The 12,902-nt window shown below is 35.6% G+C and carries 7 protein-coding genes and 1 pseudogene; 3 read left to right on the forward strand and 5 right to left on the reverse strand.

Annotated features, from left to right (window positions below):
- From FD31_RS08515 to FD31_RS08525, 3 genes and pseudogenes are all read right to left on the reverse strand, one after another.
- A partial coding sequence (locus FD31_RS08515; protein WP_157049154.1) for a hypothetical protein occupies positions 1–1,109 on the reverse strand: 1,109 nt, incomplete at its 3' end.
- 14 nt (positions 1,110–1,123) lie between these two features.
- Positions 1,124–5,989 (reverse strand): annotated as a pseudogene (locus tag FD31_RS14585) (lectin-like domain-containing protein); the annotation flags it as partial.
- Positions 5,990–6,090: 101 nt separating this feature from the next.
- Positions 6,091–7,449 (reverse strand): FAD-dependent oxidoreductase, encoded by a 1,359-nt coding sequence (locus FD31_RS08525; RefSeq protein WP_057892353.1) that lies wholly within the window; start codon positions 7,447–7,449, stop codon positions 6,091–6,093.
- An 89-nt stretch (positions 7,450–7,538) separates the two neighbouring features.
- On the opposite strand from FD31_RS08525, the gene FD31_RS08530 reads away from it, so the two are divergent.
- Entirely contained in the window at positions 7,539–8,237 is a 699-nt protein-coding gene (locus FD31_RS08530; RefSeq protein ID WP_057892354.1) for an EAL domain-containing protein, read from the forward strand.
- Between the two features lie 507 nt (positions 8,238–8,744).
- Here the strand turns inward: FD31_RS08530 and FD31_RS08535 are convergent.
- Positions 8,745–10,460, reverse strand: coding sequence for a hypothetical protein (locus tag FD31_RS08535; protein ID WP_157049155.1), 1,716 nt, complete (start codon positions 10,458–10,460; stop codon positions 8,745–8,747).
- Between the two features lie 427 nt (positions 10,461–10,887).
- Here FD31_RS08535 and FD31_RS08540 point away from each other — a divergent pair, with 427 nt between their 5' ends.
- Together FD31_RS08540 and FD31_RS08545 are read left to right on the forward strand one after the other, a co-directional pair.
- Positions 10,888–11,268 (forward strand): hypothetical protein, encoded by a 381-nt coding sequence (locus FD31_RS08540; RefSeq protein WP_057892356.1) that lies wholly within the window; start codon positions 10,888–10,890, stop codon positions 11,266–11,268.
- Between the two features lie 135 nt (positions 11,269–11,403).
- The gene (locus FD31_RS08545) at positions 11,404–11,775 is read left to right on the forward strand and encodes a YxeA family protein (protein WP_057892357.1); all 372 of its coding nucleotides are present in this window, start codon (positions 11,404–11,406) and stop codon (positions 11,773–11,775) included.
- 180 nt (positions 11,776–11,955) lie between these two features.
- On the opposite strand, the gene FD31_RS08550 is transcribed toward FD31_RS08545, so the two are convergent.
- On the reverse strand, positions 11,956–12,873 hold the full coding sequence (locus tag FD31_RS08550; RefSeq protein ID WP_057892358.1) for an alpha/beta hydrolase: 918 nt from the start codon (positions 12,871–12,873) through the stop codon (positions 11,956–11,958).
- Between the last annotated feature and the right edge of the window lie 29 nt (positions 12,874–12,902).

A 12,902-nucleotide genomic window follows, 5' to 3' on the forward strand; every position in this document is an offset into this window, starting at 1 on the left:
TCCGATTGGGCTAATTGATGATCCCCAGATACAGTATCTGAGGTACCTGTAATTTCTGGTAAGGATTTATCACCATACGTGATTTCATTTGTTTGGACTGTTGGATTTGCATTTTTAGCATTGACTGTTAATTTGGCTTTGCCAAATGATTCGAAATTATAATTCTTATCTGATTTCAAAGAGGCTTGGGCAACGTCGGTGTACTGAATCCAATATGTGCCACCAACTTGTAATTTGTCTTTACTCAGATCCATTACTTTACCCGAATCATCTACCACTTCAAAATCTGATTGGGCTAATTGATGATCTTCAGGTACAGTATCTAAGTTACCAACTATTTCTGGTAAGGATTTATCACCATATGTGATTTCATTTGTTTGGACTGTTGGATTTGCATTTTTAGCATTGACTGTTAATTTGGCTTTGCCAAATGAATTAAAATTATAATTCTTATCTAATTTCAAAGAAGCTTGGGCGGCGTCGGTGTACTGAATCCAATATGTACCACCAACTTGTAATTTATCTTTACTTAGGTCCATTACTTTGCCCGAATCATCTACCACTTCAAAGTCTGATTGAACTAATTGATGATCAACTGACACAGTATCTAAATTACCAACTATTTCAGGTAATGATTGATTGCCATATGTAATTTGGTTTGTTTGAACTGTTGGGTTGGCATCCTTTGCATTGACTGTTAATTTGGCTTTGCCAAATGATTCGAAATTATAATTCTTATCTAATTTCAAAGAAGCTTGGGCGGCGTCGGTGTACTGAATCCAATATGTGCCCCCAACTTGTAATTTATCCTTACTTAGATCCATTACTGTACCTGAATCATCTACTACTTCAAAATCCGATTGATTTAGATTATGATCGCCCGATACAGTACCTAAATCACCAACTATTTCCGGCAATGATTGATTGCCATATGTAATTTGGTTTGTTTGAACTGTTGGATTGGCATCTCTGGAATTGACTGTTAATTCTGCTTTGCCAAATGATTTGAAATTATAATTTTTATCTTCTTTTAAGGTAGTTTGAGCTTTATCAGTGTACTCAATCCAATACTTTTTATCTACTTGTAATTTATCCTTGCTTAGATCCATTACTTTGCCCAAANATTGGCATCTCTGGAATTGACTGTTAATTCTGCTTTGCCAAATGATTTGAAATTATAATTTTTATCTTCTTTTAAGGTAGTTTGAGCTTTATCAGTGTACTCAATCCAATACTTTTTATCTACTTGTAATTTATCCTTGCTTAGATCCATTACTTTGCCCAAATCATCTACTACTTCAAAATCCGATTGGGTTAATTGATGATCACCCGATGCAGTATCCAAGCTACCTGTAATTTCTGGTAAGTCTTTATCGCCATACGTGATTTCATTTGTTTGAACTGTTGGGCTTGCATTTTCCGCATTGACCGTTAATAAAGCTCTGCCAAATGATTTGAAATTATAATTCTTATCTGATTTCAAAGAAGCTTGGGCAACATCGGTGTACTGAATCCAATATGTACCTCCAACTTGTAATTTATCTTTACTTAGATCCATTACTTTGCCCAAATCATCTACCACCTCAAAATCCGATTGGGCTAATTGATGATCTCCTGTTACAGTATCCAAGCTACCTGTAATTTCTGGTAATACTTTATCGCCATATGTAATTTGGCTGGTCTGAATTGTTGGGTTGGCATCCTTAGCGTTGATTGTTAATTTGGCCTTTCCAAATGAATTAAAATTATAATTCTTATCTAATTTCAAAGAAGCTTGGGCGGCGTCGGTGTACTGAATCCAATATGTACCTCCAACTTGTAATTTATCTTTACTTAGATCCATTACTTTGCCCGAATCATCTACCACCTCAAAATCCGATTGGGCTAATTGATGATCTCCTGTTACAGTATCCAAGCTACCTGTAATTTCTGGTAATACTTTATCGCCATATGTAATTTGGCTGGTCTGAATTGTTGGGTTGGCATCCTTAGCGTTGATTGTTAATTTGGCCTTTCCAAATGAATTAAAATTATAATTCTTATCTAATTTCAAAGAAGCTTGGGCGGCGTCGGTGTACTGAATCCAATATGTACCTCCAACTTGTAATTTATCTTTACTTAGATCCATTACTTTGCCTGAACCATCTACTACTTCAAAGTCCGATTGGGCTAGCTTATGATCACCTGATGCAGTATCTAGGTTACCTGTAATCTCTGGTAAAGATTTATCGCCATATGTGATTTCATTTGTTTGGAATGTTGGATTTGCATCTTCAGAATCAATTGTTAAAATTCCAGGATTAACTGTAACAAGATAGTTTCCTTTATTGGAAGCGACACCAGTTATACCATATTGTCCAACATTTTTAGCATCCTTCGGAGTACTTAAAGTCAATCCTAAATCAGAAGCAGAATCTTTATCTTTTCCAACCAACGAGTAACCCTCGTCAAGAGTATATGTTGGAGTTGAAATGATGTCGCCATAATTAATTTTTTGGCTACTTATGGTAACTGTTATTGGCTTCTGGGCAATTGTAAATGTACCCTTGTCAACTGTTATCGTGTAATTACTATTATCACCTTGTCCAGTAATATCATACTTGCCTGCATTTTCCCCTGCCGCTCTGCTTAAATTGACATTTAAACTTTTAATAGTGTCGCCATTAACAAGTCCTTTTGTTGAATCACTTGTTAAATCTAATGCAGGATCAGTTGGATCACCATATGTTTTACCATGGTCTTGTGCTGTAACAATTATTTGTCTCTTTATTACCGTTAAGGTTCCTGTTCCAAAACTTGTAAAATTATAATTCTTATCAGCATTTAATTTATCTTGTGCTGCCTTTGTATAACTAATTGTATATGTACTTCCGACCTTCAATTGTTTTGCGGAAACACTTTGTCCATTAGCATCGGTTACTTCAAAATCACTTTGATTAGTCTGATCATCAAGATGATCCTCTGACGCACTGCCAAGATTTCCGTTGAAAGCAGGCATATTTCCATTAGCATCCCCACCATAAGTTACAGTAGCACCATCAACACTTACTGCAATGTCTTTAGGATTAATTGTTAGCATTGAAGAAACATAAAGACCTGTTTGTGAACTACTTGAAGGTAAATTCTTCAAATAATTTTTACCAGCTTCGGTTAATTTAAACATATAGTGTCCTGTATCTTTAGGTGTCTGAATTGGAGTTTTGCCATCAGGATCTGTATCAGCATTATAGTAATAATAATTATTGGGATTTTCTAATCCTTGTAATTCATCAGCTGTAATTGTTCCATAACCACTACCAAAACTGACAACTGGAAAATTAACCGGATCACCATATGTTTGTTTAGTAGATTCAAATGTTGCTAAACTACTTTGAACGTCAACATTTTTTTTAGTTAGTGCTCCCAAATCTGCTTGAAAACTTACTAATAGGTTTTGAACTTCTTGCAGTGATGCATAACCGTCTTGACCACCATTATATATGGCCGAAGCATCTGTAGCTGTTTCTGCATTTTCAAATGCAGCTTTAGCATCACCGTTTTTTGTAGAAATATTGGTATAAATCTGACTAACGGATTGTAAAAGATTCTCTGCATCATTTTTTTGATCTGTCGTCAAACCGGTGATTCTAACAAACTTATCATACATATCTTGCGATTGTTGCTTATATGTATCAGCTTTGTTCTGATTAGCCGCAGCTACACCCTTCCAATAATCTAAGGTTGATGCTGTTGGAACTAAGACACTGCCACTATCTTTAGGTTTTGTTTCATCCGTTGAGTCCGTTGCTGTAGCATTACCTACGCTTGACCAATAATAATCTGTATTAGTAATAGTTTTTAGTCCCGTACCGTCATCAGCTTTCTGACCACTGACAACTGAATTGCCCTTATCATCATCTAAAGGCTGTTGATTTAAATCATCAGCAACAGATTGTCCAGTTCCAACAGTAGTTTTTGCTACTACTTCATGCCCATCAACAGTTTTGCCGTCACCAGTATAATAGTGACCAATTGGATTCGATTGATCTGTAGTTGTCGTCGCGTCTGTACCAGTAGTACCTTGATCAATTACCAAATTATCTTGAGCAACTTTTTCGCCATCAGTTGGAGTGGCTAAGGTAACTTTAGTTGTAGTATATCCAGGAATTTGAACTAATGATGGTTTACCAGCGACCGCAACTACAGTTACTGGATCTAGACCAGAAATTGGTTGTTGAGTCTTAGAATCCACTGGAGTAACAACAGCCTTATAGGCTAATCTAACTGGGACAGTCATACCCTGACCATCACCATCTTTAACCGTATAACTATAATATGTTCCATCACCAACAGTTGCGTCTCCACCGATATGGTTAACTTTTCCAGTTTCACCCGCAACATTTTGATCACCATCAATAACGTAAATATTGCCCGCTGAATCAGGTGGTATAACTGCTACCAAGTTAGGATCAAGCTTATCTTCCTTTACGGCACGATCGGCCGCTTCTTGAGTTGAGAAGATTGAGACAGTATCACCAATATTAGCAATGGCTTTAACTTTAACATTATTTAATAATGCATCGGTATCAGCCGCATCAACTAATTTAACCCCTAACGGAATAGTTTTAGGTGTGTAACTGAATTTATCAATTTTGGCTGAATAATCATTCCAATCCCCACCAGTAGATGCTGCGACAGATATAGAGTATCCTGAACTAACATCAGAAATGGTTCTTGTAAATGGTTTTCCACCCAAATTAACAGTTAATGTTTTTGTGGCGGCACTATAATCAAGTGTGAAATTATTTAACGAATTATTTTGACTACGATTTAAGGTAAGATCACTGGTCTTCTTCCATTCAGCATTACTGCTTACCCCTTGAAGATTTCCGTATTTATCAGTGGTTCGCCAACCAACATATGGTACAAATTGATCGTAATACCTCGATGCCCCTGGATCATTATATTCTGGGTTACTATGTTCATCAAAAACAAATCCAAAAGCATCGTTCAAGCCTTGAAGTCCTAACTTACCACCAGATCCACCTTGAGTGGCTTTGGATGGATCACCAGGTGCAAAAATAAAGCCAACACTATCTGCACCACCAGATGTTTTACTACCAATACCTAAAGCTCCTGACATAGAAAAATCATGACTGAAGTCAATTTCATGTTCAAATGATACGTGAGCTGCTTGGTGACCAGTCATAGAAGTGGGATTACCCGGAGAAGTGTAATACGTATGTGAATCATTACTTGTTAAAGCAACGGTACCATCTGCTCCAATTGGTATCTGCTTAATATTATCTGCTGGATCATCATCTTGATCGGAACCACCACGATTTTCAACAGTGGCTGTAAAATGACCTGCAATTTGATCTGCTGATAAATCTACTTGAGTAGTATCTGCGCCAACACTAACATCTTTATCAGGCGAAAGAACTGGATACTTATCAGCACTTGAAGCGTCAGGAGTTGATGTTACTTGAGGTGTGGACTGCAGTGTCTCAGACTCAGGAGTTGCGTTTTTACCTTGAACAGCGGCAAAATTCATTAATCCTGTTTTAGCGATTGGAGTATCCGCCGGTTGTGTTACTACCTCCTGTGCTAGTTTTGTAGTTGATTCCGAGGTAGTTCCATTTTCAGGACCCACCGTTTGTTTTGCCTCAGTATCTTCACTTACTGCACTATTAGTTGAATCTCCGGTTGGTTCTATATTAGAACTTTGACCTTCATCTGTAGAACCGTCATCACTATTTTTGGCAACTGGCTTTTCAGGAGTATCTGATTCTTTTGCTACAGTTGCCGAAGTACCACCAGTTTCTTGAGTTGAAGTTGGTATGGCATCAGCCGCATGAACACTAATAATATTTGCATGACCAGCAAAAGCAAAAGCTGAAAAAGTGACTAACAAACTCCCAAATATTCGTGTCTTGATTTTCCAACCCGTGTGTCCTTTATATAAAATAAACCGTTTCTTTTCATCAAAACTAGATACTTTTTGCCTCATCGTTTTGCCCTTCTCTATTTATATATTTATAAAAACCTTTTCCCACTATTTGGCATCATTTTGCCCCTTCACAAAATGACACTAGCTTGAATAATTTTATTTTATGAATTTAAATATCCCTTCTCTTGATCAACTGCCTTCTGGGCAACTAAATTCAAATAATCAAATGGATTATTGAAGTTTGGTGAAAATAACATATCCAAGAAAGCTAATTGATCGATAGTTCCACCATTTTGAATCAAACTTGAAATAATATTTGCTGATTGTGCAACATCATGGTGACTCATCAACTGACCACCCAAAATTTTTCGACTATTTTGGTCGTAAATTAAGACAATCGTCACTCGAAAAGCGTTTGGCATAAATTCCGGACGATACGGTCCTTCATACGTGACGCTTTTGACATTAAATGATGTGTTCTGAGCTGCTTGAAGAATTAGCCCTGTTGTAGCAATTATTTGATCAAAAACTTTTAAGCCTGTCGTAGCTTGTGTACCAATTGATCTAACTTTTCGTTCGAAAACATTAATTCCAGCTAACATCCCTTGGCGAACTGCATGTGATGCTAACGGAAAATATTCAATCGCATTTGTCGGATTGAAATTCACCACTGCATCATCGCCTGCTGCCAAAATATCGGGATCTGATGTATGCATATACAGATCAACTATGATTGCTCCATTATTCAGCATCTTTACTTGACCCTGCAGTAGATCCGTTTGTGGAATAATACCTGAACTAACGACCGCTTTATCGACCTGATACTCGTCACCGTTGCTAGTTGTAATGGTCAATCCTCCATCTGCATTATCTAAAAAAGCGTTTGCTCGAGTATTCATAATTATATGAATACCTTTAGCAATTAACGTTGTCTCAATTTTCTTAGCAATAATTGGTTCGACATATTTTTCCAATAATTGTGGCTTATTATGAAACAACCATACTTCATGTCCTGACCTTGCATAACCTTCAGCAAGTTCGACGCCAACGTAACCACCGCCAATAATTGCTATCCTGTGTTTATCAGCAGTATTCACAAACAAATCATTCGCCTGTTCAAATGTTTTACATAACAAAACTTTGGGATTCTCAACACCACTAATCGCTGGAATAGCCGTTAACGAACCCGTTGCCATGATTAATTTGTCATACGTCGTTGTCTCGATGTCTTTAGTTATTAAATTCTGCACAACTAAGGAATGCTTTTGATGATCAATACTTATGACGTCATGATTTAATTCTAAATCGACGCCCTGACTAGTAAATTCTTCTGGTTTTGCGTATTTTGCATCGGCAAGTTTTTTAATAATCCCCTCGATGTGTAAATAGGTTGCACATGATAAATACGAGATGCTGTTTTGCCGCTCATAGACTGATATTTCGGATTGAGGATACTCTTTTAAAATTTGTCTAATCGCTGCAATTCCAGCATGAGTACATCCAATTACAACAACTTTCATGATTCCATGCCTTTTTCCTTTATTATGTGATTTATCTTTAGTATAGTATTCTTTAGAGATTTGTATAGCCCATTTGGGAGGTCATTTTATTGAAAAATATTTATCGATTTTTCGTTCAGCCACAAATTGGATCACAAACTAAATCAATCATTGGTTATGAATTACTTTTAAAGGAATATACGGTCAACGGCTGGCGTATTCCTGAATCATTTTCAGCCATTGATCCCGAAATAATTGCTGATTTATTGATTAAGACAACTAAGGCACTTTCGACCAAATCTCCACGCCTTTCAATCAACATTAATCGCAGCCAATTAATGACAACATCCATTTCTAATGCTATTGTCCAAAGTCAAAAGTTACTTTATCCTACTAAGCTAATTGTTGAATTAACTGAAGATGACAATTCAAAAAGATACTCTCGTGCAGAAATTTTTTCTCGACTAAAGATATTTTGGGATAATAACATTCAGATTTCACTCGATGATGTTGGCTCAGGAATTAATCAATTTGATGATATTCAACAACTGTTGCCTTTTGCATCTGAATTGAAATTTGCTTTACAAAACTTTCACAAGAGATTAATTGATCCAGAAATGCAAACCAAGGTTCACTTTTGGCGGGCAATGAGTAATGAATACAATCTGCGATTAGTTCTTGAAGGTATTGAAAATCAAGATGATGATCAACTAAGCGATAAAATGGGAATAATTTTCAAACAAGGTTACTATTTCGGTAGACCTCGTCTTTTAAAATTGCCAAACGATAATTACACACGTTCGGCCTAAATAAATACGCAAAAAAGAGTAGAGAAATTTCATGAACAAAATTTCTCTACTCTTTTTTGAATTCTAATCTAACTTATACTAACCACAAAACCACTAGCTCTTATTATTGCGCTTTGTGACTTTTGATTGCTTTAATTTTAACAAAACTAAAAATAAATAAACTGATAATTAGAGCTCCAAGAAATGCCCATACTAGATACTTTGGGAGATAGAAATCAAATGGCAATTGTCTTACGAAAATCATCCATGCGTGCATAATATCACCTCTAATCGTCATCATTATGCCCGTTACTTTTTGAAACATCAAAAAAACCGTCCAGACATTGTGGACGGTTTTTTTTAGTTACGGAGTCAACATAACTATTGCATGTACTTTTTTTATTTTGATAAATATCTTGGACATCTATCAGTTATCATTATCACGTTTACTCAATAAAAAGTAAATAAATAATCAGGTTTATAACTAAACCGTTAGTTTCATGTGACAGAACTGTAAGATGGGCCTAATTAGGTAGGAACATTCTCGATACTCCACTCTACATCAGCTTGATAATTGCCTAATTTTGGAAAACTATTCCCTATTTTAAGAAGTAGACCCTCATCGTCTTTCCATTTGATAGATTCCAAGGCTTTACCTTCATCGGAATATGCGACTGAAATGGCTTTTCCAATTGTTAGGGGCGTGACTTGAGAACTGAAAAATAATAAGTTTGCATCCAATATACCAGAACGTTCATTAGTAAAATTGCCTAGTTGTTTAACGGTAACTCTAGCAGGGACACGTTTGCGACGAGTATCTTTAACCTCAACAATTGCATTAGGATCATTAGTTTCTATTGTTCGGCGCTTTAGGTTGTTCCTTTCGAAAAGTGAAATTGGTTTGAACCTAATCGGATGAATGATTGCTCGAATATTATTTGACGTATATTCTAAAGTTACCGTATTGCCTTCACTTTTATAACCATTACCTTTATCATCATCGTATTTACCAACTAAAATTGGTTTGAATGAAAAACTTTCTTCACTTACGTCGGATATCTCGGTTAAAACAGTTACCTTAAGTTCTTGGCCTCGTTTTAATTGACCAATTGGAATTTCCAAGCTTTGTTTCTTCTTATCAGAATTATCCAAGCTAAACTTATCGACATTTTTATTTTCTAATTTCACTTCTTTACATTTTGTGAATTGATTTAAATATATCTTTAGACTTGATTCCTTTAAATCCTTTGAACTTCCATTTTGAAGTGTAAAAGTATATTCGATACGATCACCTGGTGCAACTTTTTTCAATATCGTTTTATCACTATTATTTTTATCTTCATAATCTAAATTCTTTAGCTTAGTGGTTACATGAATCTTCGAATCAGTTGCTTGTAATACTGTTAATTTTGCGTGTCTTGTTTCAACCTTTTTATTTTGATTACCAATGGTAGCATAATATTGATTTCCATCATCTGCCTCAGTTAAAACCGAAGTTGTTAATTCTAAATGATTGTCTTTATTGCCAGAAATTTCCTTAGTTTTTCCATTAACGACACGATACCATTTAATCGTTGCTGCTTTAAGTTCATCATCCTTTTGATCAGAACCTCCAGTTTCAATATGAAAAGTTGCTCTTTGACCAACATGACTTGTCCTGTCTTCTAAGCCACCGCCAATTTTGAGTTTCTTAGTATCGGAAAAACTTGTTCCGTCTTCATTGATAATATAGCCAGTAACTGAAACTTCGCCTTCTGCATTTTCTTGGGCAGTGACTAACCCAGAATTGTTAATTGTTGCTAATTCATTTTCCAAAATCGGAACATTAGTGTCACTATTATATTCACCTAGCGTCCAATGAACCTTATTTGTGGTATCGAACGGCTCAATCATTGCACTCGCATACGTAGAACTATCAAAAAGCATATTTTCTTTGATACTATAAATATAATCACTATTCAATTTTATCTTGATATCAGTTGCTGGCTTTTCAGTATTAGTTACGTGAATATGAGCAACTTTGGACCCATAAGTTTTCTCGAAACTCTTTTTGCCACTAGAGTATGTGACGACAAGTTGACATTGAATTTCTGATACTCCCTTATATTTTTGTGTTTCAATAGTTATATCACCAGAATTATTGTTTTCCACTGGCGTCCATTCTCCATTATCATTATTAGTTTTAATCCACCATTGACTAGAACCTTCAGGTTTATTTGATGGAACAAAGTTAGTCTGGATCATAAGTGATTCACCAAACTTAACATAATAATCACTTTTTGGTTGAAGATTGAATCCACTTCTTATCCAGCCCAATAAAAAAACATGTTTTGGAGGATTTGACTCTGCTACACGTCCCTCTGATTTTGATTGAGCACTTTCTGCTCTCACTGTCGTTGAAACTGGCAGTGGATCATTAAGAACAGATAACTTCAAAAACAAAAACAATATCAATGCTACTATTAAATACGGATTTTCTTTATTTTTCCGATAATGCTTAATTAGATATCAACCTCCGATTTTTTCTTTATTCGAGAAATTAATTTAAGTGTACCTAACAGAAAAATACCAAGATAGTAAATTAACGAAATTTCTTTTTTATGAAAACACCTTAACGAGATAGCTTATAATAGTAACTAGAAAATTAATGAGACGATAGGAGGTGGCAAAGATGAATTTCACATCACAAATGATTTTCAACATTACTAGTATTTTTATCGCTGTTACACTTATCGTCGGTGTAATTCTAGGATCAATTGCTCTTTTTAGGATTGCTCATGCCTTAAAATTACGGAATCAAATGTTACAACAGGCAACTCGACCTTACTTGATTTTTCAACGAAATCGCCAACAACTACTTCTCAAAAATCTTGGTTCAGTTCCCGTAACCATTGATAAAATTGAATCCACTTTTGATTTATCTGGCTTAGAACAGCAACTAATTTATCCTAATCAAAGTCTTTATTTCAATCTAACTGATACCGATAAACTGACTATTTCGGTCACTTATCACGACGATATTAACGATTATCAAGCCAATTTCAATCTCTAAAACTAACAATTTAAATATCGAAATCCCTTGATATAAATACTTTTATGCCAACGGACTTACAGACCTTACAAAACCGTTAGGACAAAAGCTAATTCGACTGTGATATCATTCCAATAGTGTTATGGAGGAATGATTATGAGCAAAAAAATTTGGATTGGATTAATAACCATTATTATTTTATTAATACCACTGGCTGGCTATCAATTCTGGTATGTCCCAAATTATCGTGGTGATGATTACTATACATACGTTGGCGAATCCTATAAGGAAATTATCGAAAAAGATGATGCTGGCAATGATCATCGCGAATACTACTATAATCAAGATGGCTATGATAAGAGTGGCGATAAAAAGTTACTCAAATTCAACAGTGCACTTGGTCGCCCCATTAAAGCAGATAATTATCTCAAAGTGACATATAACGATAAAAAACAACAAGTTATTTCTTGGGAAAAGGTTGAGAAGTCTTCTGTTCCTAGAAAACCTTTAGAACAACTTTTAAAATAAAAAAATTATAATTTAAAACGGGCATCTGGAAGAAACTTTAGTTTCCTCGCAGATGCCCGTTTTTAATGTCTTTAATATCTCTACTGCATCGTTATACGTATCGTTACAATATTTTAGAATAAATAAAAAAATAACCTGATTTTCTCAATGGAAAACCAAGTCACTTTCAAAAAAACTATTCTACTTATTAAAATATTCTTTAGCAAAATCAAGCACGTTAACCTTGTATTTATCGCCAGCGACCTTCATTGCCCCTGCATGAGCTGCACCCTTAACGATCCATAATTTCTTTGGACCCTTTGCATAATCATAATTCAAGTAAGCATTCTTTGTTGGCACAAAGGTATCTTTCGAACCGTGAATTACATAAAGTGGCACTTTGCTTTTCTTCAAAGTGTTTTGGGTACTAGCTTGGTAGAAGTTATATCCCGCTAGTACATCTGCGAAAAGGCTTGCTGTTGGCACGATAGGAAAACTAGGTAATCCAAACATTTCTTTTAACTGGTAATCCAATTCACCTGAAATAGTGGAATAACCACAGTCCTCGACTGCAAATTTAACGTTCTTAGGTTTCTCACCTAAGGTATACATAACAGTGGCAGCGCCCATGCTGACACCATACAAACCGATCTGTGACTTCGCACCGATCTTTTGATTGATTATTTTAATCCAATTATTTAAATCTTTCCGGTCTTTCCAACCATAACCAGCGTATTTTCCTTGGCTCATACCAAAGGAACGATTATCTGGTACTAAAACATTGTAACCTGCCTCATGGAACATCTTAACTGATGAGCCCATATACTTACTGGCACTGCCATAGCCGTGGACAACGACCACCGTTTTGTCAGTTTTTTTAGCAGCCGGCAAATATCGAGCCTTCAACTTCAAATTATCCTTTGAAGTCTGTTCCCAAATATCCTGCTTTTGGTTGAGCAACCATCGATCATTCTTTTGTAAAGGACCACTAGCTTTACTAGCATAACCACTTTTACTAAAAGCATAATTGAACATATAACCACCAGCGGCAACATCTGCCACTAGTACTACCCCGATTGTTACTAATAGAATTACTTTAAGATACTTTTTTAATCGCATAACTATAACTTACCCTACTTAAATTATTT

Source organism: Companilactobacillus nantensis DSM 16982, assembly GCF_001435815.1.
In the GTDB taxonomy this organism is placed as follows: Bacteria; Bacillota; Bacilli; order Lactobacillales; family Lactobacillaceae; genus Companilactobacillus; species Companilactobacillus nantensis.

Bases quoted from the DNA above. Each gene is read 5' to 3' on its own strand.
- FD31_RS08550 (WP_057892358.1), bottom strand. From the start codon at position 12,873: ATGCGATTAAAAAAGTATCTTAAAGTAATTCTATTAGTAACAATCGGG.
- FD31_RS08525 (WP_057892353.1), bottom strand. From the start codon at position 7,449: ATGAAAGTTGTTGTAATTGGATGTACTCATGCTGGAATTGCAGCGATT.
- FD31_RS08535 (WP_157049155.1), bottom strand. From the start codon at position 10,460: ATGATCCAGACTAACTTTGTTCCATCAAATAAACCTGAAGGTTCTAGT.
- FD31_RS08545 (WP_057892357.1), top strand. From the start codon at position 11,404: ATGAGCAAAAAAATTTGGATTGGATTAATAACCATTATTATTTTATTA.
- FD31_RS08540 (WP_057892356.1), top strand. From the start codon at position 10,888: ATGAATTTCACATCACAAATGATTTTCAACATTACTAGTATTTTTATC.